At 63.9% G+C, this 25,251-nt stretch carries 24 protein-coding genes; 11 read left to right on the forward strand and 13 right to left on the reverse strand.

Annotation, left to right across the window (positions count from 1 at the left end; all coding sequences use genetic code 11):
* The first annotated feature begins 14 nt into the window (after positions 1-14).
* Complete coding sequence (locus BMY84_RS06100; RefSeq protein ID WP_093081928.1) at positions 15-1,139, forward strand: serine hydrolase domain-containing protein; 1,125 nt, start codon at positions 15-17, stop codon at positions 1,137-1,139.
* A gap of 171 nt (positions 1,140-1,310) precedes the next feature.
* On the opposite strand, the gene BMY84_RS06105 is transcribed toward BMY84_RS06100, so the two are convergent.
* The 6 genes from BMY84_RS06105 to BMY84_RS06130 form a co-directional block, all read right to left on the reverse strand.
* The gene (locus BMY84_RS06105) at positions 1,311-2,099 is read right to left on the reverse strand and encodes a PhzF family phenazine biosynthesis protein (RefSeq protein WP_093082695.1); all 789 of its coding nucleotides are present in this window, start codon (positions 2,097-2,099) and stop codon (positions 1,311-1,313) included.
* A 77-nt stretch (positions 2,100-2,176) separates the two neighbouring features.
* A complete protein-coding gene (locus BMY84_RS06110; RefSeq protein WP_093081931.1) occupies positions 2,177-3,961 on the reverse strand; it encodes an SLC13 family permease in 1,785 nt (594 codons plus the stop codon).
* A 274-nt stretch (positions 3,962-4,235) separates the two neighbouring features.
* On the reverse strand, positions 4,236-5,306 hold the full coding sequence (gene aroC, locus BMY84_RS06115; RefSeq protein ID WP_093081934.1) for a chorismate synthase: 1,071 nt from the start codon (positions 5,304-5,306) through the stop codon (positions 4,236-4,238).
* A gap of 36 nt (positions 5,307-5,342) precedes the next feature.
* Complete coding sequence (gene fabI, locus BMY84_RS06120; protein WP_093081937.1) at positions 5,343-6,152, reverse strand: enoyl-ACP reductase FabI; 810 nt, start codon at positions 6,150-6,152, stop codon at positions 5,343-5,345.
* Entirely contained in the window at positions 6,149-7,114 is a 966-nt protein-coding gene (locus BMY84_RS06125; protein WP_177203925.1) for a YihY/virulence factor BrkB family protein, read from the reverse strand. Before BMY84_RS06125 ends, fabI begins: the two co-directional genes overlap by 4 nt.
* Positions 7,115-7,129: 15 nt before the next feature.
* Positions 7,130-8,056 (reverse strand): DnaJ C-terminal domain-containing protein, encoded by a 927-nt coding sequence (locus tag BMY84_RS06130; protein ID WP_093081941.1) that lies wholly within the window; start codon positions 8,054-8,056, stop codon positions 7,130-7,132.
* A gap of 135 nt (positions 8,057-8,191) precedes the next feature.
* Between BMY84_RS06130 and pdxH the strand changes: the two genes are divergently transcribed.
* Entirely contained in the window at positions 8,192-8,767 is a 576-nt protein-coding gene (gene pdxH / locus BMY84_RS06135) for a pyridoxamine 5'-phosphate oxidase (RefSeq protein WP_093081943.1), read from the forward strand.
* 181 nt (positions 8,768-8,948) lie between these two features.
* Entirely contained in the window at positions 8,949-10,280 is a 1,332-nt protein-coding gene (locus BMY84_RS06140; protein WP_093081946.1) for a dicarboxylate/amino acid:cation symporter, read from the forward strand.
* Between the two features lie 64 nt (positions 10,281-10,344).
* Here the strand turns inward: BMY84_RS06140 and BMY84_RS06145 are convergent, their stop codons facing one another.
* Positions 10,345-11,229 (reverse strand): bestrophin family protein, encoded by an 885-nt coding sequence (locus BMY84_RS06145; RefSeq protein ID WP_093081949.1) that lies wholly within the window; start codon positions 11,227-11,229, stop codon positions 10,345-10,347.
* Positions 11,230-11,369: 140 nt separating this feature from the next.
* Between BMY84_RS06145 and BMY84_RS06150 the strand changes: the two genes are divergently transcribed.
* Positions 11,370-12,683: a dicarboxylate/amino acid:cation symporter gene (locus BMY84_RS06150; RefSeq protein ID WP_093081951.1), complete on the forward strand. Its 1,314-nt coding sequence runs from the start codon at positions 11,370-11,372 to the stop codon at positions 12,681-12,683.
* On the forward strand, positions 12,680-13,297 hold the full coding sequence (locus tag BMY84_RS06155; RefSeq protein WP_093081954.1) for a Pr6Pr family membrane protein: 618 nt from the start codon (positions 12,680-12,682) through the stop codon (positions 13,295-13,297). The genes BMY84_RS06150 and BMY84_RS06155 overlap by 4 nt, the downstream gene beginning before the upstream one ends.
* Here BMY84_RS06155 and BMY84_RS06160 read toward each other — a convergent pair.
* The 3 genes from BMY84_RS06160 to BMY84_RS06170 form a co-directional block, all read right to left on the reverse strand.
* Positions 13,260-13,829 (reverse strand): NADPH-dependent FMN reductase, encoded by a 570-nt coding sequence (locus BMY84_RS06160; protein WP_093081956.1) that lies wholly within the window; start codon positions 13,827-13,829, stop codon positions 13,260-13,262. The two genes, BMY84_RS06155 and BMY84_RS06160, sit on opposite strands and share 38 nt — an antisense overlap.
* Positions 13,830-13,970: 141 nt before the next feature.
* Complete coding sequence (locus BMY84_RS06165; RefSeq protein ID WP_093081959.1) at positions 13,971-14,153, reverse strand: hypothetical protein; 183 nt, start codon at positions 14,151-14,153, stop codon at positions 13,971-13,973.
* 129 nt (positions 14,154-14,282) lie between these two features.
* A complete protein-coding gene (locus BMY84_RS06170; RefSeq protein ID WP_093081961.1) occupies positions 14,283-15,572 on the reverse strand; it encodes an adenylosuccinate synthase in 1,290 nt (429 codons plus the stop codon).
* Positions 15,573-15,811: 239 nt separating this feature from the next.
* On the opposite strand from BMY84_RS06170, the gene BMY84_RS06175 reads away from it, so the two are divergent.
* Both BMY84_RS06175 and BMY84_RS06180 read left to right on the forward strand, forming a co-directional pair.
* Positions 15,812-16,705, forward strand: a complete 894-nt coding sequence (locus tag BMY84_RS06175) for an alpha/beta hydrolase (RefSeq protein WP_093082698.1) — start codon at positions 15,812-15,814, stop codon at positions 16,703-16,705.
* Positions 16,706-16,745: 40 nt separating this feature from the next.
* Positions 16,746-17,177: a DUF5990 family protein gene (locus BMY84_RS06180; RefSeq protein ID WP_093081964.1), complete on the forward strand. Its 432-nt coding sequence runs from the start codon at positions 16,746-16,748 to the stop codon at positions 17,175-17,177.
* 7 nt (positions 17,178-17,184) lie between these two features.
* Here BMY84_RS06180 and BMY84_RS06185 read toward each other — a convergent pair whose 3' ends face one another.
* Positions 17,185-18,315, reverse strand: a complete 1,131-nt coding sequence (locus BMY84_RS06185) for an ATP phosphoribosyltransferase regulatory subunit (protein WP_093081966.1) — start codon at positions 18,313-18,315, stop codon at positions 17,185-17,187.
* Positions 18,316-18,494: 179 nt separating this feature from the next.
* On the opposite strand from BMY84_RS06185, the gene BMY84_RS06190 reads away from it, so the two are divergent.
* On the forward strand, positions 18,495-19,559 hold the full coding sequence (locus tag BMY84_RS06190; protein ID WP_143074995.1) for a class I SAM-dependent methyltransferase: 1,065 nt from the start codon (positions 18,495-18,497) through the stop codon (positions 19,557-19,559).
* A 57-nt stretch (positions 19,560-19,616) separates the two neighbouring features.
* Here the strand turns inward: BMY84_RS06190 and serA are convergent, their stop codons facing one another.
* Both serA and BMY84_RS06200 read right to left on the reverse strand, forming a co-directional pair.
* Positions 19,617-21,197 (reverse strand): phosphoglycerate dehydrogenase, encoded by a 1,581-nt coding sequence (gene serA, locus BMY84_RS06195; RefSeq protein ID WP_093081971.1) that lies wholly within the window; start codon positions 21,195-21,197, stop codon positions 19,617-19,619.
* Between the two features lie 128 nt (positions 21,198-21,325).
* Positions 21,326-22,486 (reverse strand): phosphoserine transaminase, encoded by a 1,161-nt coding sequence (locus tag BMY84_RS06200; protein ID WP_093081974.1) that lies wholly within the window; start codon positions 22,484-22,486, stop codon positions 21,326-21,328.
* A 162-nt stretch (positions 22,487-22,648) separates the two neighbouring features.
* Between BMY84_RS06200 and BMY84_RS06205 the strand changes: the two genes are divergently transcribed.
* From BMY84_RS06205 to BMY84_RS06215, 3 genes are all read left to right on the forward strand, one after another.
* Positions 22,649-23,329 carry an extensin-like domain-containing protein gene (locus BMY84_RS06205; RefSeq protein WP_093082701.1) on the forward strand — a complete coding sequence of 227 codons (681 nt, stop codon included), beginning with the start codon at positions 22,649-22,651 and terminating at the stop codon, positions 23,327-23,329.
* Positions 23,330-23,536: 207 nt separating this feature from the next.
* On the forward strand, positions 23,537-24,415 hold the full coding sequence (locus BMY84_RS06210; protein ID WP_093081977.1) for an LOG family protein: 879 nt from the start codon (positions 23,537-23,539) through the stop codon (positions 24,413-24,415).
* Between the two features lie 165 nt (positions 24,416-24,580).
* On the forward strand, positions 24,581-25,246 hold the full coding sequence (locus tag BMY84_RS06215) for a pyrimidine 5'-nucleotidase (RefSeq protein ID WP_093081979.1): 666 nt from the start codon (positions 24,581-24,583) through the stop codon (positions 25,244-25,246).
* The last annotated feature ends 5 nt before the right edge of the window (positions 25,247-25,251 follow it).

A 25,251-nucleotide genomic window follows, 5' to 3' on the forward strand; every position in this document is an offset into this window, starting at 1 on the left:
AAGGGCGCCGGCTTATGCAGATCGACAGTCGAATCGTAAAGCGCCTTGGCCTGGGCGCGGGCATCGCCGCGCTTGTCGTGGCGGGCACGCTGGTCGGGCGCGCGCAGCAGGCCCCCGATCCGGTCTACAGCGTCGCCTCGGATGCCGTCGTCGGCGCCAGCGCGCTGCGCGGCGCGATCGACCCGCTGTTCGATGACAAGGCCATGGGCCAGACCCGCGCGCTGCTGGTGATGCGCGATGGCAAGGTGATTGCCGAACGCTATGCCCCCGGATTCGGGCCGGACACGAAATTGCTGTCCTGGTCCATGGCCAAGACGGTGACGTCGGTGCTGGTGGGCCTGATGGTGTCCGACGGGCGGCTGGCGCTCGACGCGCCGGTGCCGGTCGCCGCCTGGAGCCAGCCGGGCGACCCGCGCGGCCGCATCACCCTGCGGCAATTGCTGACGATGAGTTCGGGCCTCGACCATGTCGAGGATGGCGAACCGATCATGAATGGCGATACGGTGCGCATGCTCTTTGCCGATGGCGCACAGGACATGGCCGCCTATGCCGAATCCAAACCGCTGGCCCATGCGCCGGGCGAGGAATTCGCCTATTCCACCGGCAGCAGCATGATCCTGTCCGACCTGATGACGCGGATGCTGACCAACAGCGCCGATCCGGACGTGCGGCGGCGGGCGATGCAGATGTTCATCGACGGGCGGCTGAAGGCGCCGGGCAATCTGCCCAGCCTGACGGCCGAATATGACGCCAACGGCACGATGATCGGCGGCAGCATCATGCACATGACTGCGCGGGACTATGGCCGCTTCGGCGACCTGCTGCGCCGCCGGGGCCGGTCGCCCAGCGGGCATCAGATATTGCCGGAAAAATGGATCGACCTGATGACCACCCCGTCGGCGCGCAACGCCGCCTATGGGCTGCACATCTGGCTCAACCGCGACAGCAGCGAAAGCGCGCTAATGCCGGGGCAGGCGCCCGCGAGCCTGTTCGGCTGCGTCGGCCATAATGGCCAATATATCCTCATTTCTCCGTCCCAGCGGCTGACCGTGGTGCGGATCGGCATGTCCCCCGACAAGGACCAGCGTCGCGCGGTGCGTGGTGCGCTGGCCAGGCTGATCGGCCTGTTTCCGGGGTAAAGCAGCCCCTTCGCGTTCCCAATATTCTCCGCTCGTCCTGAGTAGCCATTGAGCGAAGTCGAAATGGCGTATCGAAGGATCGGTGCTTCGATACGGGGCTTCGACTTCGCTCAGCCCCTACTCAGCACGAACGGAGGGGGGATCTCACCTGCGCGGGGGTGACGATGGCGGTTACAGGAAAAACCGACCCTCGATCATGGTACGGCAGGCACCGGTCAGGATGACCCGATCGCCCTCCAGCGTGCAGCCCAGCCACCCGCCCCGCGCCGAAGCCTGATAGGCGCGGAGGCGCGTCTTCCCCAGCCGCTCCGCCCAGACCGGCGTCAGCAGGCAATGGGCCGACCCGGTCACCGGATCTTCATCGATCCCGCCGCCCGGCACGAAGACGCGGCTGACGATATCGCTGCCCTCGCCCGGCGCGCTGGCCATCAGCAGCAGGTCGCCATGCGCCTTCAGCGCGGCAAAGTCCGGCGTCAGCGCGCGGATCGCCGCCTCGTCCGGATAGAGGAACAGCGCATAGCCGCCATTGCGCCAATAGGATTGCAGCACCTGCCCGCCCAACCCTGCGGCCAGTTCCGGCATCGCCTTCTCCGTCATGCCCCACGCGGGCAGCGACAGCGTATAGCCATCGCCATCGCGCGCCACGGTCAGCACACCGGCATGGCGAGTGCGAAAGCGCACCGCATCCCGATCCCCCATCAGCACATGGCCGCTCGCCAGCGTGGCATGGCCGCACAGCTTCACCTCGACCGCCGGGGTGAACCAGCGCAGCGCATAATCCGCCTCCGGATCATCGGGCGTCGGCACGGTGAAGGCGGTTTCGGACAGGTTATTCTCCGCCGCGATTCCCTGAAGCATGGCATCGTCCAGCCACGCCTCCAGCGGCATCACGGCCGCAGGATTGCCGGTGAAGGGCGCGTCGGCAAAGGCATCGACCTGGGTAAAGGGCAGGCTGGTCATGGACATATCCTCATCATTTGCACCCTGATGCCCAGCCTGCACCGGCACGAACAGGGCCGCCCCCGCCGGATTGGCTTTCACCCCAGCAGCACCAGCGCACTACACACCGCCAGCCCGACGACGATATTGATCGGCACCCCGATCCGCACGAAATCGGCGAAGCGATAATCCCCCGCAGCATAGACCAGCGCATTGGTCTGATAGCCGATCGGCGTCGCGAAACAGGCCGACGCCCCGATCATCAGCGCAATCACCAGCGGCCGGGCATCGACGCCCAGCTGATGCGCCAGCGCGATGGTGATCGGCGTCAACAGCGCCGCCACCGCATTGTTGCTGAGCAGTTCAGACAATATCAGCGCGGCGAAATAGACGATGAACACCAGGCTCCAGGCCGGCGCCACCTGCATCAGCGGCGTGATCCACCCGACCATCAGCGCCACGCTGCCCGCCTGCTCCAGCGCCAGCCCCACGGCCAGCATGGCGAAGATCAGGATCAGCGTATCGCCGTCGATCGCGCCCCAGGCCTCCTCCGGGTCGATACAGCGGGTGATCAGGATCAGCCCCACCGCGATCACCGCCGCCATGCCAATGCCCACGACATTGAAGGCGGCCAGAAACACCGCCCCCGCCATGGCGGCGATGGCGATCCACGCCTTGCGCGGACGAAAGGCGCGGGTGCGGCTGACATCGACACCAATCAGATGGGGGTTATCCTTGAGTGACCGCATCGCATCATCGCCGCCCGCAATGAGCAGTCGGTCGGCGCCGCGAATGCGCGTATCGGCCAGATCGGGACCGGGCAGATGGCGGGCACGGTGAATGCCGATGATCCGCACCCGCAGCGCATGGAGAAAGGGAATGTCCAGCAGCCGCTCGCCGATCGACGGATGGCTGGGCGCGACCATCGCCTCCACCACGGTTCCATCCTGCGCACTGGTCCGCGAATCGGCTGCGACACCTAGCTCGAACCGGCCCGATTCCCGCATCGTCATGATCGCGGCGCCATCCGCCCGCACGATCAGCCGGTCGCCCGAATGCAGTTCCTCCGCCTCCAGATCATGACGCCGCACATCGCCCGCGCGCTTCAGCCCCAGCAATTGCACCGACCGGCCGAACAGGCCCAGCGACCCGATCTCCCGCCCGATATCCTCGCTCTCCTGCGGCACCACCAGTTCGGTCAGATAATCCTGCACCGCCGTTCCGCCATCTTCCCCCGCGATGGACGGCGGATCACTGGGCAGCAGGAAGGACAGGCAAAGCAGCGCCACGATCCCCGCCGCAGCGCCCGCCGCGCCATAAAGGCTGATGTCGAAAATGCCGAAACGCGGCAGCCCCTGTTCGGCCGCGATGCCCGCGACGACCAGATTGGTCGACGTGCCGACCAGCGTAAGGCACCCGCCCAGCACCGCAACCGTGTTCATCGGGATCAGCAGCTTCTTGACCGGATAGCCCGTCGCCTGCGCCAGCTTGAACATGATCGGGATCAGCAGCACCACGACCGGCGTATTGTTGAGGAAGCCCGACAGGAGCAACGCGCCCAGCCCGACTTCGGCAAGAGCGATACGGGGGTAGCGCTCCGCCCGCGTCATGATGAGGTCCGCGACACGGCTGATGACCCCGGTGCGGATCAGCGCGCCCGACAGCACGAACATCGCCCCCACCGTCAGCGGCGCGCTGTTGGAAAAGACCGAGAACATCGCCTTTTCGTTCAGCATGCCCAGCACGCCATAGGCGCAGGCGCCCACCACCGCGATCACGGTGGGCGAATAGCGTTCGCGCACGAAGGCCACGAACATGCCCGCCAGAATGACCAGCCCGATTTCCGCGCGATAAATGCCCAGCAGCGCGGTGATGAAATGCATGTCTGGCCATCCCCCTGAAAGATCGCGTGGTCGCGTCTCCTTAGAGTCTGTTTGGAATGCGCCTTCGGCGCATCCGCACCGGCCCGCACCCCCACCCGACCGCCCAGACATGGTACCCTGATGGGTGGTCGGGTGGGGGTGCGGGCCGGTGCCGCATCGAAAATGCGCTCCTCCGCGCATTTTCCAAACAGACTCTTACAGAGGTGAAACGAAACGGACCGGCCATGGTTGCATGACCGGTCCGCCTTGCCGATTTTATCGGACGATCAGCGCCTCATTCGCCGCATTGGGCGCGATGCAGCAGCTTCTGGTCCGCCAGCACCAGCGCCATCATCGCTTCCACCACAGGCACGCCGCGAATGCCGACACAGGGGTCATGCCGCCCCTTGGTGATGATGTCCGACGCTTCACCGTCGCGGGTGACCGTCTCGACCGGGATCAGGATCGAACTGGTCGGCTTGAAGGCGACCCGGACCTTGACCGGCTGCCCGGTGGAAATGCCGCCCGCAATGCCGCCGGCATGGTTGGCCAGAAAGACCGGGCCGTCATTGCCCGGCCGCATCGGATCCGCATTCTGCTCGCCGCGCAGGCGGGCGGCCGCAAAGCCGTCGCCAATCTCCACGCCCTTGACCGCGTTGATGCTCATCATCGCGCTCGCCAGTTCGCTGTCCAGCTTGGCATAGAGCGGCGCGCCCCAGCCAGCCGGCACGCCCGATGCGACGCATTCCACAACCGCCCCGATCGAGGAGCCATCCTTGCGCGCGCCATCGACCAGCGCTTCCCAGCGCTGCGCCGCGACCGGATCGGGGCAGAAGAAGGGGTTCTGGCCGATTTGCGACGCATCGAAATTGGCGTAATCGATCGCATCGCCGCCAATTTCGCTGACATAGGCGAAGATATCGACTTCCGGGATGACCGCACGGGCCACCGCCCCCGCCGCGACCCGGCTGGCGGTTTCCCGCGCCGAGGACCGCCCGCCGCCGCGATAGTCGCGGAAACCATATTTGGCGTCATAGGCATAATCGGCATGGCCGGGGCGATATGCCTTGGCAACCTCCGAATAATCCTTGGAACGCTGGTCGGTATTCTCGATCATCAGGCTGATCGGCGTGCCCGTGGTGCGCCCTTCGAACACGCCGGACAGGATGCGGACCTCGTCCGGCTCGCGCCGCTGCGTGGTGAATTTGGAGGTGCCCGGCTTGCGCAGGTCCAGCCAGGGCTGAATGTCGCCCTCGCTCAGTTCCAGCCCCGGAGGACAGCCGTCCACCACTGCGCCGATGGCAGGACCATGGCTCTCGCCCCAGGTGGTGAAGCGGAAAACGCGACCGAATGTGTTGAAGCTCATGAAATTCCCGATCCGGTCGCGTTAACGCCTTATGCCTTATGCCTTATCCAGCGCGATGTCAGGCGCGTCTTCGGCCTTCATGCCGATGACGTTATAGCCCGCGTCGACATGATGGATTTCGCCGGTCACGCCCGATGCCAGATCCGACAACAGGTACAGGCCAGCGCCGCCCACATCCTCGATCGTCACATTGCGGCGAAGCGGCGAGTTCAGTTCGTTCCACTTCAGGATATAGCGGAAGTCGCCGATGCCGCTGGCGGCCAGCGTCTTGATCGGACCGGCGGAGATGGCGTTGACGCGGATATTTTCCGGACCCAGGTCCATCGCCAGATATTTGACGCTGGTTTCCAGCGCCGCCTTGGCCACGCCCATCACATTATAGTGCGGGATCACCTTTTCCGCGCCATAATAGCTCAGCGTCAGCAGGCTGCCGCCGTCCTTCATCAGCTTGCGCGCGCGTGCCGTGACGGCGACGAAGCTGTAGACCGAGATGTTCATGGTCAGCAGGAAATTGTCGAGGCTGGTGTCGGCATAAAGGCCGCGCAGCTCATTCTTGTCGGAAAAGCCGATGGCGTGGACGACGAAGTCCAGCTTGCCCCAGCGCGCCTCGATCTCGGCAAAGGCAGCGTCCAGCTTGTCCATGTCGGACACGTCGCAATCGATCAGGAAATCCGACCCGACCTGTTCCGCCAGCGGGCGGACACGCTTGGCCAGCGCATCGCCCTGATAGGAGAAGGCGAGTTCCGCACCCTGTGCGTGCAGTTGCTGGGCGATACCCCAAGCCAGCGACTTGTCATTCGCCAGCCCCATGATGAGCCCGCGCTTTCCTGCCATCAAGCCTGTCATAATCTTATTCCGTTCCCTTCGTCCTGCGCGATCGGCTGCGCATCCTCTTCGGGGAATTCTGCCAGCGCCGCGTTCAATTCCGCGCCAATTACCACGCCAAGCCCCACGAGAAAGAAAAAAATGAGGGTGATCATGACACCCGCCAGACTGCCATAGGTCCGGCCATAGCCGCCCAGCAGCGACAGCGTCGGCGGCAACAACAATGTCGTGCCATACCACCAGAGCGATGTCGCCACCGCGCCGGGCCATTTGGGAAAGCGGCGCGGCTTGTAGGCGGTGGGGGTCAAGGCCACGAACAGCGACCAGAGCGCGACGCATAATATGCCCATCGGCACCAGTTTGGCCGATGCGACCAGAGCGATCGCTTCATCGGCCCAGGGCAATATCTGGTGCAGGAACTGGTCGACGCCGGTGATCGCCACCTGAAGCGAGAAGGCGAACATCACCAGAAAGACGCTGACCAGCGTGATGCCGATGGCACCAAGCCGATAACGCCAGAAAGGCTTGGTGCTTTTGGTGCCGTAAGCGCGGCGGAGAATGTCGCGGATCGTCTCAATGAGGCTGCCTACGGTCCACAGGCCGACAAGCCCGCCCAGCCACAGCAGCGGCCCGCTGCGCGCGGTCAGCACCTCATTGATCGGCTGGCGCACCACATCGGCCACGCCGCGCGGCACCGTGTAGAGGAAAGCGTTGACCGCCTGCACCCCATCCTCGGTCCGGCCGAAGATGCTCGCCACCGCCGCCGCGACGATGAAGAAGGGGAACAGCGTCATCAGCGACAGATAGGCGAGGTTCCCGGCATGGATGAAACCGTCGCTATAGGTGCCGACCGCGACCCGCTTCGCCACTTCGAAGACATGGGAACCCGGCCGCACCCGGTCCATCTGTCGATGGAAATGCTCGCGCGCCTCCTGCGCCATGTGACGGCGCTGTTCGGGCGAAAGGGGCGACGGCATCGGCATCAGCCGACCAACGCCTCAAACGCCCAGATGGGCGCGCACGGCACGCTGGTCCTGCCAGCTTTCCACCAGAGCCTGAATCGCCGGATCATCGGCCGGCACATCGATCAGGAGCGTGACGAGCTGATCACCGCGCTGGCCATCCTTGCCGGTAAAGCCCTTGCCGCGCAGGCGCAGCGTCTTGCCCGATGCGGCGCCCGGCGTCACGCCCAGCATCACCGGACCATCGACCGTCGGCACCTTGACCTTGCCGCCCTTCACCGCCTCATCGAGCGTGATCGGCAGGTCCAGCAGCACATTGTCCCCATCCCGCTTGAAGAAGGGATGCGGCTTCACCTCAATCGTGACGATCGCATCGCCCGCACCGCCCGGCCCGGCCTGACCCCGGCCAGACAGGCGCATCTGCGTGCCCGTCTCCACGCCAGCCGGCAGCTTCAGGTCGATCGTCTTGCCATCCTGCAAGGTGATGCGCTGCGGGCTGAGCGTCGCGGCATCATTGAACTGCACGGCCAGCCGATAGGCGACATTCGCGCCCTTTTGCGGCGGCGCCTGCCGGCCGAAACCGCCAAAGCCGCCACCTCCGCCGCCGCCCGCGCGACGGCCAGCGCCGCCAAACAGCCCTTCGAAAATATCGCCGAAATCCGCGCCGCCGCTCTCGAAACCGCCGCCTGGCTGGCCACGAAAGCCGCCACCACCACCGCCAAAGCCGAAGGGCGAGGTCGGATTGCCGTCGCCGTCAATCTCGCCCCGGTCGAAACGGGCGCGCTTATCCTTGTCCGACAGCAGATCATAGGCATTGGTCGCGGCCGAGAATTTCTCCGCCGCCTGCGGATTATCCTTGTTCCGGTCGGGGTGCAGCTCTTTTGCCAGCTTGCGATAGGCGGACTTGATCTCCGCTTCGCTGGCGTTGCGGGCTATGCCCAGCGTGGAATAGGGGTCGGCCATCGTCTACCTGTTGCAGAAAAGCATCACTTGTCGACTATGTGGACGATGCGACGCATACATTCAAGAAGAGGATCGCAGGCAGGACGCAGGGCACCCCTTATCGACACGCCTGCCCCCCTCTCCTAAGAAGCAGGCATGACCGATCCCTTCGCCCTTTTCGACGAGTGGTACGCGCAGGCGCGTGACACCGAACTCAATGACAGCAACGCCATGGCGCTGGCGACCGCCGATGCGCGCGGCCGTCCTTCGGTGCGGATGGTGCTGCTCAAGGGCCATGGGCCGGACGGCTTTGTCTTCTACACCAATTTCGAAGGGCGCAAGGCGGGCGAATTGCTGGCCAATCCCCATGCCGCGCTGCTGTTCCACTGGAAATCGCTGCGGCGACAGATTCGGATCGAGGGTGCCATAAGCCCGGTCGACGATGCGACCGCCGACGCCTATTTCGCCAGCCGCAGCCGCGACAGCCAACTGGGCGCCTGGGCCTCCGACCAGTCCCGCCCCCTGCCCTCGCGCGATATCTTCATGGACCGGTTCGATGCGGTCAGCGCCCGTTTCGACGGCGGCCCGGTGCCCCGCCCGCCCCATTGGTCGGGCTTTCGCCTGACGCCCGAACGCATCGAATTTTGGCAGGATCGGGAGCATCGGCTGCATGAACGCCGCCTGTTCGAACGGTCGGCCGATGGCTGGAACGAAGGCCTGCTCTATCCCTGACATTTCCCGTCACTATCGGCAGGTGCGGAAAAATCGGGGGCGGAAAGACCATCCTGCTTCGTCTTTGTCCATGCGGATTGGGTTGCGCGCCGATTGCGGGCCGCCTCTTCGCCTGTTAGGCGTCAGCCTGACAGACGTACAATAGGTGGGGGCTGCGCCTGCGCGGCCCATGAGGAATTTGATGCGAAACAGACTGACGGCCTTCATCCTGATCGGCATGGTCCTTGGGGTGCTAACGGGCTTCGTGGCCAATCAGATCGTCGGTGGCGACGCTACGCTGGCGAAGGATGTGGCAGGCTATTTCCACCTGCTGGCCGACATTTTCCTCCACCTGATCAAGATGATCATCGCGCCGCTGGTCTTTTCCACATTGGTCGCGGGCATCGCCCATATGGGCGACAGCGCCGCGCTGGGCCGCATCGGCGGGCGCGCGCTCGCCTGGTTCATCATCGCCAGCCTGATTTCGCTGACGCTGGGCCTGATCTTCGTCAACTTCTTCGAACCGGGCGCTGGCCTCAACCTCGTCCGTTCGGGCGTCGATTCGGGCGTCAGCACCGAAGCGCTCAACTTCCGCGACTTCATCCTCCACGTCTTCCCGATCTCCATGATCGGGGCGATGGCGGATAACCAGATCCTCCAGATTGTCGTCTTCTCGCTGTTCGTCGGCGTCGCGCTGACCGCGATCGGGGAGAAGGGCAAGCCCATCGTCACCATGATCGAGGCGATGGTCGAACTGATGCTGCAAGTGACCGGCTATGTCATGCGCGTCGCCCCCTTCGCGGTGTTCGGCGCGCTGGCCTCGTCCGTGACGGTGCAGGGCCTTGGCGTGCTCAAAACCTATGGCGCCCTGGTCGGCGAATTCTACATCGCGCTTATCTGCCTGTGGGTGCTGCTCTTCTGCGCGGGGGCGATTTTCCTCGGCAAGCGGATGTTCAAGCTGATCCGCTATGTCCGCGAACCGATCCTGATCGCCTTCTCGACCGCCTCGTCCGAAGCCGCCTATCCCAAGATGCTGGAGCAGCTCGACCGGTTCGGCATCCCCCGCCGCATCTACAGCTTCGTGCTGCCGCTGGGCTATTCGTTCAATCTCGACGGGTCGATGATGTATTCGACCTTCGCCACCATCTTCATCGCTCAGGCCTATGGCATCGACCTGCCGATCGCGACGCAGATCACCATCCTGCTCGTCCTGATGGTCACGTCGAAGGGCATCGCCGCCGTCCCCCGCGCTTCGTTGGTGGTCGTCGCCGCAACGCTCGGCCAGTTCGACCTGCCGGTCGAAGGCATCGCCTTCATCCTCGCCGTCGATCACTTCATGGACATGGGCCGCACCGCGACCAACGTGCTGGGCAACGCCATCGCCACGTCGGTCATCACCAAGTGGGAAGGCATGCTGGAGGTCGAGGAAGATATCGACGTGCCCCATCCCAAGGCCCCGGCCCATACCGTCGCCCATGGCCGCGCGGGACTGGAACTGGCGTCGGACATGGTGGACGACAGCCGCAAGGGATAAGGCACCGCCCTACGGCCCAAATGAAAAGCGCCTCCGGTCCCATCGACCGGAGGCGCTTTTCATGTCACCACAACACGCCGCGCACCGGCTGCATCGGTTCCGGCGCAGGATCGCCGATCGACTGGAGCAGATCGATCTCGATCGTGCGGCACATGGCGGTCAGCGGCACGTCATGCACGCTGTCGGCAAAGGGATCGGTCAGGTCGTCGCCGATCCGCAGCACGGTCATGAACATGAAGCCCGCCACCGTCGAACCCAGCGGCGTCGCGAACCCCAGCGATTCTACCAGCCCGATCGGCAGCAGGATGCAGAACAGATGGGTGAAGGCGGTCGGGATGAAGCGATATTGGTATGGCAGCGGCGTATTCTTGATCCGCTCCATGCCGCCCTGCGCATTGGCGATGTCGACCAGCACGCGCTCCATCTGCGCCTGCTGGATAGTGTCGATCCAGCCTTCCCGACGGGCCAGGTCGATCCGCCGCCCGGTACTGTCCAGCAGGCCGTTCGCCGGATTGGTGCGGGCCAGCGCCTTGCCCTTATCCTCGTCCCGCAGGAAGCCGGTCACTTCCTCACCGATCGGCTGGCGGCGCAGCTGACAGCGCAGCGCATTCACATAAGCGATCTGGCGCTTGACGATCTCGCGCTTCAGGTCGCGGCCTTCCGGGTCGGGCAGGAAATTGCGGGCGGCGCGCGACAGGCTGCGCGACGCATTGATCATCGCCCCCCACAATATCCGCCCTTCCCACCAGCGCTGATAGCTGCTGTTCGACCGGAAACCCAGAAACAGCGCCAGCGCCGAGCCGAAGATGGTCAGCGGCAGCGAGGGCGCCTTGAACGGCAGCAGATAATAAGCGATCGTAACCGCACAGTCCCAGACGAACAGCGCGGTCAGCGGCTTCCACACTTCGGAAGCGATCCGGCGCATACTGGGGACGGCATCGACGATCATGCAAAACTCCTGATAGTGAACCGGCGCAACGCCTAATGGCCCGCAAATGCTCCCTTGATGCCATAGCGAAACGAAACATTGCTGCGACTGCAACCTGCACAGTTGCGGGTCGTTGAACAACAATCGAGCGGGAGACAGGCATGACCGGCGACACAACTGAAGCAGGCGAAAAGAAAGCGGCCCTGTCGCTCCAGTGGCAGATGCTGGCCGGCTTTCTGACCGGCCTGATCGTCGGCCTCATCGTCTATATGACCGCGCCCGACGCTCGCTGGGTCGATGCCGTCACCACCTATGTCACCGGCCCCATCGGGCAGATTTTCCTGCGGCTGCTGTTCATGCTGGTCATTCCGCTGCTGGTCTCCGCGTTGATCGTGGGCATCGCGGAAATGGGCGAATTGCGATCGCTCCGCCGCGTGGGCGTGCGAACATTGATCTACACGCTGATCGTGTCGGGCATCGCCGTGGTGGTCAGCCTGTTGCTGGTGAACCTGCTGCGCCCCGGCGCCGGGGTCGATCCCGCCCAGGCGCAAGCCCTGCTCGCCGATGCCGGGCAAGGCGCAAAGGCGATCCTCGACCGGGGCGGCGAAACCCCGTCGGGCATGGAAGCCCTGCTCAACATCATCCCGCAGAACATCATCAAGGCCATGGCCGATAATGACATATTGGCGGTGATGGTCTTCGCCCTCTTCTTCGGCATCGGACTGGTGCTGGTACAGACGAAGGAAACGAAGCTGCTGCTCAGCGCGATGGAGGGGCTGTTCGAGGTGACGATGCGGCTGATGGGCATCGTCATCCGGCTGGCCCCGATCGCCATCGCCTGCTTCATGTTCAACCTTGCCGCGCAATTCGGCTGGGATTTGCTGATCCGCCTGTCCGCCTATGTCGGCGTCGTGCTGCTGGCGCTCGCGCTCCAGATGTTCGGCGTCTATTCGCTGCTGATCGCCTTCGTGGCGCGCCGGTCGCCGCTGCGCTTCTTCGCGGCGGTGCAGGAAGCCAGCGTCATGGCCTTTGCCACCGCCTCCTCCAACGCCACCCTGCCCACCGCCATCCGCGTGGCGGAGGACAAGCTGCACCTGCCCCGCCGCATCGCCCGCTTCGTCCTGACCATCGGCGCAACCGCCAACCAGAATGGCACGGCGATGTTCGAGGGGATTACCGTCATCTTCCTTGCGCAATTTTTCGGCGTCGACCTGTCGCTCAGCCAGCAATTGATGGTGATGCTGGTGTGCATCCTTGGCGGCGTCGGCACGGCGGGCGTGCCCGCCGGATCGCTGCCGGTCGTGGCGATGATCCTGGGCATGGTCGGCGTGCCACCCGAAGGGATCGGACTGGTGCTGGGCGTCGACCGCTTCCTCGACATGTGCCGCACCGCGCTCAACGTGACGGGCGATCTGGTGGCTGCTACGGTGATATCCGCCGGTGAAGAAGACGGACGACTGGCGGCGCAAGCATGATGGCGCGCCTCGCCGCCGCGATCGTCGCGCTGACGGCGCTGGCGGGCCTCTGCGTCCAGTTCGACGCCACGTTGGCGCAGACCGGATCGATCGGCGAAACGCTGTGGACGCTACTGCGCTTCTTCACCATCTGGGCCAATATCCTGGTCGTCATCACATTCGGGTCGATCGTGCTCGGGCGGCATGTGTCGCCTCGCCATGTAGGCGGCACGGTATTGGCGATCCTGCTGGTCGGCATCATCTATGGTCTACTGCTGCGCGGCCTTCTGTCGCTCAGCGGTGGCGCATTGCTGGCCGACACGCTGCTGCACAAGGTGACGCCGCTGCTGGCGCCGCTCTGGTGGATCGTCTTTGCCCGCAAGGGGCAACTGAGCCGCCGCGATCCCTGGATCTGGGCAATCTTTCCGGCCGCCTATCTGCCCTACGCCCTGGTGCGCGGCATGGCGGAGGGGGCCTATGCCTACCCGTTCATCAATGTCACGAAGCTGGGCGGTGGGCAGGTCGCGATCAACGCGCTGCTGATCGCGACCGGCTTCGTGCTGGCGGGCTATGCGCTGGTCTGGATCGACGGACGGTTCAGCGGGCCGCCTTCGCGGCTTCGCTCCACCAGATAAGGTTTTTCGCAAAACCGGCAAAGCCGCGTTCCAGCGCCGCGCCGCTATCCCCTTGCGGCTGCGCCTGTTCGTCCAGCGTCTGACCGATCTGGCCGACGCTCAGCCGCTCCGGCACTACCGCCATGCCCATGGCCGACAGCGTCACCGTCCAGTCGGCATGACTGTTCACACCGGCAAAGCGCCCCATCGAGTAACTGGCGATGGCGGCGGGGCGACGATCGAATTCCTTCAGATAATGATCGACCAGATTCTTGAGACCCGGCTGCATGCCGCGATTATATTCGCCCGCCACGAAAACGAAGGCATCCGCGGCGGACAGGCGATCGGCGATCTGCGTCATGGCGGCGGGCGCCTCACCGGCGGGATAGTCACTGTAGCGCAGGTCGAGCATCGGCAGGTCGATCGCCTTGGCATCGACCAGATCGGCCTTGTGGCCCAGCCCTTCGAAACCCCGGATCAGATAGTCGGCCAGCCTTATGCCCAGCCGCCCCCGCCGATAGGAACCGTAAAGAACGAGGATATCGAGCGCCATGCCAAGCCTTCCCTGATGTGAAGGAGTGGTCTTCGCATCGCCGCGTCGAGCGCGCAACAGTTCGTCATTGCGAGCGCAGCGAAGCAATCCAATGGCGCTCCCATGGATTGCTTCGCTGCGCTCGCAATGACGATTATGGTGTCAGCGCAGCTTGGCGATGTTCAGCCCGTCCTGCTTGGCACGGGCCTTGGTCGATTCCTCGCTGCGGGTCAGCGCCTTGGCGATCGCCTTGAGCGCCATGCCCTTCTTGGCCAGCGTATGCAGCTTCTGGATCTCTTCCTGAGTCCAGGGCTGCTTGTGCCGTTCGAAGCGATCGCCTGCCATGATTTTTTCCTTTGTCGCCGCACCGGCCCTCTCCCCCACCCGACCACCCAACGGCAGTATCATATGGGTGGTCGGGTGGGGGTGAGGGCCGGTGCCGATCCGTTTCAGCTTAGCTGAAACCCAAAAAGATCAATCCGCGAACGGATCGCGGACGAGGATCGTGTCGTCGCGTTCGGGAGAAGTGGACACGAGCGTGACCGGGCAACCGATCAGTTCCTCGATGCGGCGGATATATTTGATCGCCTGCGCCGGCAATTCGGCCCAGCTGCGCGCGCCGGCCGTGGTCTCGCTCCAGCCACCGATCCTTTCATAGATCGGCTCGGCCTTCGCCTGATCCTGCGCATGGGCGGGCAGATAGTCGAACGTCTGGTCGCCAATCTTGTAGCCGACGCAGATTTGCAGCTCTTCAAAGCCGTCCAGCACGTCCAGCTTGGTCAGCGCGATGCCGGTCACGCCCGACACGGCGACCGACTGGCGCACCAGCACCGCGTCGAACCAGCCGCAGCGGCGCTTGCGGCCGGTGACGGTGCCGAATTCATGGCCCCGCTCACCCAGACGCTGGCCCACATCATTTTCCTGCTCGCTGGGGAACGGGCCGGAGCCGACGCGCGTGGTATAGGCCTTGACGATACCCAGCACGAAGCCTGCCGCATTGGGGCCAAGACCGGTGCCGCTCGCCGCCGTGCCCGCCACCGTGTTGGAGGAGGTGACGAAGGGATAGGTGCCATGGTCGATGTCGAGCAAAGTCCCCTGCGCGCCTTCGAACAGGATGCGCTGGCCCGCTGCCTTCGCCTTGTTCAGCGTCAGCCAGACGGGCTTGACGAAGGGCAGGATGAATTCGGCGATTTCGGTCAGGTCCGCCATCAGCTGCGCACGATCGATCGGCGCTTCGCCGAAACCGGCGCGCAGCGCATCATGATGCGCGGTCAGACGGTCGATCTGAAGGTCCAGATCGTCGAGGTGGGCAAGGTCGCACACGCGAATGGCGCGACGGCCGACCTTGTCCTCATAGGCCGGGCCGATGCCGCGACGGGTGGTGCCGATCTTGCCCGCGCCCGATGCATCTTCGCGCAGGCCGTCAAGGTCGCGGTGGAAGGGCAGGATCAGCGGGCAGGTTTCGGCGATCTGGAGATTGTCGGGATTGATCTCGACCCCCTGCCCCTTCAGCTTCGCGACCTCGTCGCGGAAGTGCCAGGGGTCCAGCACCACGCCATTACCGATGACGCTGAGCGTGCCGCGCACGATGCCCGACGGCAGCAGCGACAGCTTGTAGACCTTCTCGCCCACCACCAGCGTATGGCCGGCATTATGGCCGCCCTGGAAACGGGCGACGACGTCGGCGCGTTCCGACAGCCAGTCGACGATCTTGCCTTTGCCTTCGTCGCCCCACTGAGCGCCGATCACGGTCACATTTGCCACAGATACAGTCCTCCGCCCGCCGCGCGGACCGGCCATGCCCTTCGACGGGACTCGGCATGCCGGTAGGATAGAGCGGGCGCGCCGACCTTGGTCATGGGCACCCTATGCGGGGCGCGCGTTACCCGCACGGGCGCGGCGCGTCAAGGCGGGAGGGATTACACTTTGATACAGCGCAGCGGGTTTACGACGGCTTGTCACCCGACAATCATAGGCGCGGGGCGGACATGAGGACGAAGATGATGCGTGGACGACTTTCCCTATTCCTGATCCCTGCGCTGCTGACGGCCAGCGCCGCCGACGCGCAGACGCTGCGCGAACGCTGGCGCGCGCGTCTGGCCGAAGGGCAACAAAGCGCACCGGGCGGGCAGGCCATGGCCTATGGCAAGGATGCGCTCCAGTCGCTCGACTATTGGCCGGGCAAGGGCATGAAGCCGCCACTCCTTGTGTTCGTCCATGGTGGCGGCTGGAAGCGCGGCGACAAGGATAATGCCACCGGCACGACCAAGGTCGATCATTATACCGGCCTTGGCTATGCCTTCGCCTCGATCAATTATCGGCTGGTGCCCGACGCCACGGTGGAGCAGCAGGCACAGGATGTGGCGGACGCGATCGCCCATCTGCGCGGCAAGGCGGGAGCACTGGGCTTCGATCCCGATCGGATCGTCCTGATGGGCCACAGCGCGGGCGCGCATCTGGTGGCGCTGGTCGGCACCGACATGCGCTATTTCGCCAAGGCCGGATTACAGCCCGATGCGGTGAAAGGCGTCATCCCGCTCGATGGCGCCGCCTATGATGTTGCCCGACAGATGCAGGAAGGCGGCCGCGCCATGGCCGGAACTTATCAACAGGCCTTTGGCACCGATCCGGCCCGACAGAAATCGCTGTCGCCAACATTGCAGGCAGCAAAGCCCAACGCCCCCGCCTTCCTGATCCTGCATGTCGACCGGACGGACGGCACCGCCCAGTCCAACGCTCTCGCCGCCGCGCTCAAGCAAGCCGGCACCCCGGCCGAGGTCCATGCGCTGGAAGGGCGCGGCCTGCGCGGCCATATGCAGATCAACCGATCGATGGGCGACCCCGCTTATCCGGGCACGGCTATAGTCGACGCATGGCTGAAGCAGCTTCTGGGTTAGCCCCCTCGCTTTCCCGCGCCGCGCGGGCTACAAAAAATGCATGGCGAAGGCAGAGCAGATCGCAATCCGCTTGCGCATCATCATCGAACAACCGGTGATCGGCGTGCGCCACAGCCTGCAAGCGAAGGATGAGCAACCGCTCGATCCGAAGACCTCGCAGGCCGGCGAACCGCTGTCCTTCGACCTGCCGATCCGCATCGCGCCCGGCCCGAAATTTTTCGGTGATCAGGTCCGTCGCGAAGGGCCGGTGCGGCGCTTTATCTATATCCGCATCGGCCAGTTGGCTGGCGATCCGGCCTCAGACTGGTCCCGCCGGATGAAGATCGACATTCACGATCTGGATGAGACGCTGCTGGCCCGTGCGATCGAGACAGGCGGCATCATCGAAATAATGGTGAACGGCACCGGCAAGGACGGCACCCCCGCCTGCGCCACGGTGCCACCCATCCGCCGTCAACTGGCCGAACGCTGAACCCGGATCAGTAAGCGCGCGGCTCCGCCCCATCCAGCCAGTGCGAACAGCGCTGCGCCGCACCATCTTCCCCTTCGGACAAGGCCGCGACCGTGTGCCAACCTTCGGCCCGCAATTGCGCGGCGCGCACGGCATCGGCCCCCAGCGGCAGGAACAGGCGCTTGGGGCTATCGCCGCCAAAGCCCGCGTCGATCAGCGGATCGGGATAGAGCGAAAAGCCCATGGCCGGTTCGTCCGCCCCATCGGCCCGCGCAATGGCATAGCTGCCGCCACGGCCGATCTCGCCGATGAATCCCTCGGCAAAGATGGAGAAGCCGAACCAGTTCTGGAATTCGAAGCCATGCCGCTCGGTCGGATCGAGCGTCAGCGTGATGTCCCAGCCGATCGGCTTCGCGATCGCGCGCAGGCCCGCAATGCGGCTGTCGATTGCGCCGCCGATGCTGGCGCTGAACGCTTCCAGCCGCTCCATCGCCGCATGGAAAGGACCGGTCGCCTCGATCAGCGGCAGATAGGCCGCCGCCGCCGGGCTGATCGCCACCAGCGCGCCCGCATCCTTGGCGTCCAGTTCGGTGCGCACAGCCTCCACCTCATTGGGGGCCAGCGGCAGCGGCCCGGCGGCCAGCGCGTCGATCAGATCGGGCAAGGTGAAATCGATGGTGATGCCGATCACGCCAGCCGCCTGCAACGCCTCGATCGCGATATTGACGATCTCGACCGCAGCGGCCGCGCTATCGCTACCGATCAGTTCGGCGCCAAGCTGCATCTTCTCCCGCTCGGGGCGCAACTGGCTCGCCTTCTGGCGAATTACCGGCCCGGCATAGGACAGCCGCAACGGCCGCGGCGCGGCGCGCAGGCGAGTGGCGGCGATCCGTCCGACCTGCGCCGTCATGTCCGGACGAAAAGCCAAAGTGCGCTGCGACACCGGATCGACCACGCGCACCAGATCCTGCGCGCGCATCGATTTGAGCCGCTGCGTCAGCGTATCCTCAAACTCCGCGAGCGGCGGCATGACCCGTTCATAACCATGGGTCGCCACCGTATCCAGCACGCGACGCGCCAGACGCGCAGAAGCTTCGGCCTGCGGCGGCAGGCGGTCGGATAATCCTTCGGGAAGAAGGCCGGGCGGGATCATGGTCATGGGACAGGCCCTTAACGCGCTCCATCGGGCTGCGCGAGCAATTTTAGGGCTTGCTTGACCGCGTATGCACGGCTCAACGCTGACTTCGGAAAATTTCCGCAAGCGATTGATCATCTTTGAATAGGTTGACTAATGTGTCGGCAATCGACCTTGCCGTTGCATCGGTCAACGCCGTGCCATTGGAGAATGACATGAATTTCATCAAAAAAATATTCAAGCAACGGCACGACACAAGTTCTGTTACCCAAACACCTGCGCCTTTGGCGGCGCCCTTGCCCCCTTCAGCCGACTTGGTCACGCCGTATCAGCGCAATCCATTGCTGTTTCCGCGCAATATAAGCCATCCGGTAGAAACAAATAATCAGTTCTTCACCCGCTTCTGCCTCTGGGCAGACGCCAATGACTTCAACACGGCAGAGTTTCTGCTCCCGCAAATCCAGCTGAAAAATGAGCTCGAACCCTTCCTGTTCGAACGCGAGTTCGCCGCGCAGGGGAAAGTGGGTCCGACCCAGCAGCAAATAGCGCATCATGCGCCCTGGGAATATCAGGTCGAATGGGGCGATGTTTCAACCATGGGCGTCCGCCGCGACAATGAATGGCCCTTCCACCGCCATCGCGGCTCCATGTTCCCACCCCTGGCCGCGAAGTTGGCAGGCGTTGAGAAATCCGCGCTGACCGTCATGGATGTCGCCTGCCATTGCGGCGTCATCGCGCTGGAATTTGCCCGCCACGGGTTCAGGCACGTCTTGGGCCTGGACTTGCGAAAGAAGAATATCGATCAGGCCAACTTCCTGAAAAGCACGTTTGAAATCGACAATGTCGACTTCAAGATCGAAAATGCACGGAATTTGAAAGGGTATAAGGCCGACGTCGTTTTCTGCGGCGGCCTGCTCTACCATGTAACTTTCCCGGTCGAACTGCTCGCAGATCTGTTCGACGCCACAGGAAAATTCCTGATTTTCGACAGCCTCTGCCAGAAACATCCTTTTTCCGGCTTCCACATCTATGGCGGGCGCGACGTCAATAACAGCCTTGAAGGCGACAATGCGATCGAGCTTGTCCCCACATATCGCGCGATCATCGACCTGCTCAGGGCCGCCGGCTTCGTCGAGATTTATGAAATTCTGGGCAGTGCAGCAGAGGATGTCTACATCTACCGGGACCGGAACATCCGCTCCTTCCTTGCCGTAAAGCCGGGCGTCACGCTCGACATGCAGGACGTGCAGGTCATATCGCCGGTGTGACGGCGCGCCCGATGCGCTCTTCCCTCCGCCTTCTGGGCAGAGGGAAGAGCATAAGCGTCAGGCGAAGCGCAGCAGCTTCACCTGCTTCACGCCGGTGAGGTTGCAGATTTCCCAGCGCAGCGGTTCGGTGACGGTGCCGTCGACCGACAGCAGCAGCACGGCTTCGCCGCCCTGATCGCGACGACCCAGATGGAAGGTGCCGATATTGACTTCGGCCTCGCCCAGCTTCGAGCCCAGACGACCGATGAAGCCCGGTGCGTCCTGGTTGACGATATAGAGCATGGTGCCGTCCAGATCGGCTTCCACCTTGATGCCGAACAGCTCGACCAGACGCGGCTGGGCGTGACCGAACAGCGTACCGGCCACCGACTTGTCGCCATTGGCGGTCGATACGGTGACGCGCACCAGCGTCTGGTAATCGCCTTCGCGGTCATGTCGCACTTCGCGCACGTCGAGGCCGCGTTCCTTCGCCAGGAAGGGCGCGTTGACCATGTTCACCGTGTCCGAATAGACGCGCATCAGGCCGGCAAGAACGGCGGCGGTGATCGGCTTCTGGTTCAGTTCGGCGGCATGGCCTTCGACTTCCACGGCAACGCCGGTGATCGCGTCGCCTTCCAGCTGACCGACCAGCGAACCCAGCTTTTCCGCCAGCGCCATATAGGGCTTCAGCTTGGGCGCTTCCTCGGCCGACAGCGACGGCACGTTCAGCGCATTGGTGATGCCACCGTCCAGCAGATAATCGGACAGCTGGTCAGCGACCTGCAATGCCACATTGACCTGCGCTTCGTCGGTCGACGCGCCCAGATGCGGGGTGCAGATGAAGTTCGGCGTGCCGAACAGCGGCGATTCCTTGGCCGGTTCGGTCTGGAACACGTCCAGAGCGGCGCCAGCCACCTGCCCCGAATCCAGCGCTTCCTTCAGCGCCGCTTCGTCGATCAGGCCACCACGCGCACAGTTGATGATGCGCACGCCCTTCTTGGTCTTGGCCAGATTTTCCTTCGACAGGATGTTGCGCGTCTGGTCGGTCAGCGGCGTATGCAGCGTGATGAAGTCGGCCTTCGCCAGCAGCGTGTCGAGATCGGCCTTTTCCACGCCCATTTCGATGGCGCGTTCCGGCGTCAGGAAGGGATCGAAGGCAACGACCTTCATCTTGAGGCCCAGCGCGCGGGTAGCGACGATCGAACCGATATTGCCCGCGCCGATCAGGCCCAGCGTCTTGCCGGTGACTTCCACGCCCATGAAGCCGTTCTTGGGCCACAGGCCCTGCTGGGTCTGCGCATTGGCTTCGGGCAGCTGGCGGGCCAGCGCGAACATCAGCGCAATGGCATGTTCGGCGGTGGTGATGGAGTTGCCGAACGGCGTGTTCATCACGATCACGCCCTTGGAGCTGGCATAGGGGATGTCGACATTGTCGACACCGATACCGGCGCGGCCGATGACCTTCAGGTTGGTCGCGGCGTCGAGGATTTCCTTGGTGACCTTGGTCGAGCTACGGATGGCGAGGCCATCATAGTCGCCGATGATGGCGATCAGTTCTTCGGGGGTCTTGCCGGTAATGACGTCGACGTCGACACCGCGCTCCTTGAAGATCGCAGCGGCGCGGGGGTCCATCTTGTCGCTGATAAGTACCTTGGGCATCTGTATTTCCTTTGGAAAATAGTCCCGTCATCCCCGCGAAGGCGGGGACCCATCTCCCATAAGAAGCATCAAGCGGGACGGTCGGGAGATGGGTTCCCGCTTTCGCGGGAATGACGACTTAAAGAGAGTTAAGCAGCCTTGACGGTCGCATAGGCCCAGTCGAGCCACGGACCGAGCGCCTCGATATCCGCCGTTTCGACGGTCGCGCCGCACCAGATGCGCAGGCCAGCCGGGGCATCGCGGTAACCCGCAACGTCATAGGCGGCGCCTTCCTTTTCGAGGAGGGCGGCGAACGCCTTGATGAAGGCTTCGTCCGCGCCTTCCACCGTCAGGCAGACGCTGGTCTTCGAGCGCGAAGCCTCATCGACGGCGAGATGGCCCAACCAATCCCGTTCCGCGACGATCTTGCCCAGCGCGGCCGCATTGGCATCGCTGCGCGCGATCAGGCCGGCCGAACCGCCCAGCGACTTGCCCCATTCCAGCGCAAAGATCGCATCTTCGACCGCCAGCATGGACGGCGTGTTGATGGTTTCGCCCTTGAACACGCCTTCGGCCAGCTTGCCTTTCGCCATCAGGCGGAACACCTTGGGCAGCGGCCATGCGGGGGTGTGGGTTTCCAGACGCTCGACCGCGCGGGGGCCAAGGATCAGCACGCCATGGCCGCCCTCACCGCCCAGCACCTTCTGCCAGGAGAAGGTGGCGACGTCGATCTTCGCCCAGTCGATATCGTAAGCGAACACGGCGCTAGTCGCGTCGGCGAAGGTCAGGCCTTCACGGTCGGCCGGGATCCAGTCGGCGTTCGGCACGCGCACGCCCGACGTGGTGCCGTTCCAGGTGAACAGCACGTCGTTCGAGAAGTCGACGGTCGACAGGTCAGGCAGCTGACCATAATCGGCGCGGATCACGGTGGGGTCGAGCTTCAGCTGCTTGGCGGCATCCGTCACCCAGCCTTCGCCGAAGCTTTCCCAGGCCAGCGTCGTCACCGGGCGGGCGCCCAGCATGGTCCACATCGCCATTTCGAAAGCGCCGGTGTCGGAACCCGGCACGATGCCGATGCGGTGCGTGTCGGGCAGGTTCAGCAGCTCGCGCATCAGGTCGATGCTGTAGGCAAGGCGGGTCTTGCCGATCTTGGCGCGGTGCGAACGGCCGAGCGACTCAGTGGCCAGCTTGGCGGCATCCCAGCCCGGAGGCTTGGCGCAGGGACCGGAAGAGAAAAAGGGGCGGGCCGGACGGCTTACAGGCTTTGCGACAGGCGCAATGGTGGCGTCAACGGCAGTCAAATCAGTCATGTAATGCTTCTCCTTACAGAGAGCACGCGCGGCGTTGGGACCGCGTGGCCCGTCGGCCGCACTAATGTCCGCGAAAAAAGAGTCAAGCCGTTTGTGGAAATGCGACGAGGCGAAAAGGGCGGTTAACTTTCGTAAAGATTCGCGATGGTAAACATCCGATTCATGGAAGAGCGGGTGACAGAAACAGGCTTTCTGCGCGGCGCGGCCCTGGCCGTGCTGAGCGCAATGATGCTGAGTGCATGCGGTGGCGACCTGGTCCCGCGCGGGCGGGTGGTGCAGGCGTCAAAGCCCGTGCGCGCGCCGACGCAACCCGCCATGGAAACCCGCCAATGTTTCGCGAAGCTGGAATCGCAGTCGGTCAGCTTCACCCCCCTGCCCGACCGGAATTTCGGCGGCGGATGCAGCGCCATCAGTAGTGTCAAGCTGACCGATATCGGCGTCCCCGTGTCGGGCGCGGGCGCCATGACCTGCAACCTTGCCGCCAATTTCGCCGCCTGGGCGCGCTATGGCGTGCAACCTGCCGCCCGCCTGATTCTGGGCGCGGAGATCGAGAAGATCGAAACGTTCGGCACCTATAATTGCCGCCCGATCGCGGGCAGCGGGAAGCTGAGCGAACATGCGCACAGCAACGCCATCGACGTATCCGCCTTCGTCCTGTCCGACGGACGCCGCATCAGCATCCAGAAGGACTGGCACGGCGACAAGCAGACGCGCCAGTTCCTCGCCGTCGTCCATGCCAGCGCCTGCAAGCGGTTCAACACGGTGCTCAGCCCCAATTACAACGCCGCGCACCACGACCATTTCCATTTCGACATGGGTGGGCGTGGGGGATTCTGTCGCTGACGCGGCCATTTCTGTCCTACACGGCCGGATTTTGCGATGAATGGACCATCGCCCGCCCAGCAGCCGACTTTCCGATAGGATCACGTCACCGTAACAATATTTCACGATTCGCGGGACATATGCGAAGTTAAGCCCGCGCAATCCTATTTCCGTCCCCGCGCCATTGCGGACTTGGTTTTGCCATTGTCCGCTACTAAGTTTGTGCAAATGACGAAAAAAGAGATTGAAGAACGCAAGTTCCGCCCGGCCCGCGAAGAGGCCGATGATGCCGCAAAACAGACCGGCACCCCCCAGACCCGCAGTGAAGCCTATAAGCTGGCCTTTCAGGATGCCGAATTCCTGCTGCGCGAGGATTTGCGCCCCGTCCGCTTCCAGCTCGAATTGCTCAAGCCCCAATTGCTGATGGATGAAGCCAAGATCGAATCGACCTTCGTCTTCTACGGCTCCGCCCGCATCCCCCAGCCCGAACAGGTGGAGGCGCGGATCGACGCCGCCACCACCCCGCAGCAAAAGCGCATCGCCGAAAATCTGGGCAAGAAGGCGGTCTATTATGAAGAAGCCCGCAAACTCGCCCGCATCGCCGCCCAATATCCGGTGAACGAGGCGGGGTGCCGCCACTTCGTCGTCTGCTCCGGCGGTGGTCCCTCCATCATGGAAGCCGCCAATCGCGGTGCGCAGGATGTCGGCCAGACCACCATCGGCATGAACATCGTCCTGCCGCACGAGCAGGCGCCCAACCGCTTCGTCACTCCGGAGCTGAGCTTCCAGTTCCACTATTTCGCGCTGCGCAAGATGCACTTCCTGCTGCGCGCCCGCGCTCTGGCGGTGTTCCCCGGCGGCTTCGGCACGTTCGATGAAATGTTCGAACTGCTGACCCTGATCCAGACCGGCAAGATGAAGCCGATCCCGATCCTGCTGTTCGGCAAGGATTTCTGGAACCGGGTGGTCGATTTCGAAGCGCTGGCCGACGAAGGCGTGATCGCGCCGAGCGACCTCAATCTGCTGACATGGGTCGAAAGCGCCGAAGACGCCTGGGCCGCGGTCCAGCGCTTCTATCAGGACAGCGAGACCCCGGCCTGCGGCTAACAATATAGCAACGTCATTCCCGCGAAAGCGGGAACCCATCTCCCAACCCCTCCGATTGATGCAAGGCCGGGAGATGGATCCCCGCTTCCGCGGGGATGACGGTGGTGGGAGAGAAGGAATACGCGCACCCTTGCCCTCCCCGCCCGGTAAGACTAGGGCGCGGCCATGCGCGCGGATATGGCCCATATCGATAGCTGGATCTTCGATCTGGACAATACGCTCTATCCGGCGAAGGCGGACCTGTTCGCGCTGATCGACGTCAAGATGGGCGAATATATTCAGGGCCTGCTCGGCTGCGATCCGGTGATCGCGCGCCAGACCCAGAAGCGCTATTTCATGGAGCATGGCACGACCCTGTCGGGGCTGATGCACCATCATGGGATCGAGCCGCGCGAATTTCTCGACTATGTCCATGACATTTCGATGGAGCGGCTGACGGTCGACATCGATCTCAACGCCCGCATCGCCGCGCTGCCCGGCCGCCGCCTGATCTTTACCAATGGCGACGCCGCCTATGCCGGGCGCGTGCTCGACAAGCTCGGCCTCGCCGGCGCGTTCGAGCTGATCCACGACATCCACGCCTGCCAATATGTGCCCAAGCCCGATCCGTCGGGCTATGACCAGCTCTGCCGCGTGCATGCCATCGATCCGACCCGCGCCGCCTTTTTCGAGGATATGGCCCGCAACCTGCGCCCGGCCAAGGCGATCGGCATGACCACCATCTGGGTCAATAACGGCTCCGAAGCGGGCGACCATGACCATCATCCCGATTTCATCGATTTCGAAACCGACCATCTGACGCCATTTCTGGCCGACATCATTGGGGACTGAACCAT

Origin of the sequence: Sphingobium sp. AP50 (assembly GCF_900109095.1) — a bacterium.
Classification (GTDB): Bacteria; Pseudomonadota; Alphaproteobacteria; order Sphingomonadales; family Sphingomonadaceae; genus Sphingobium.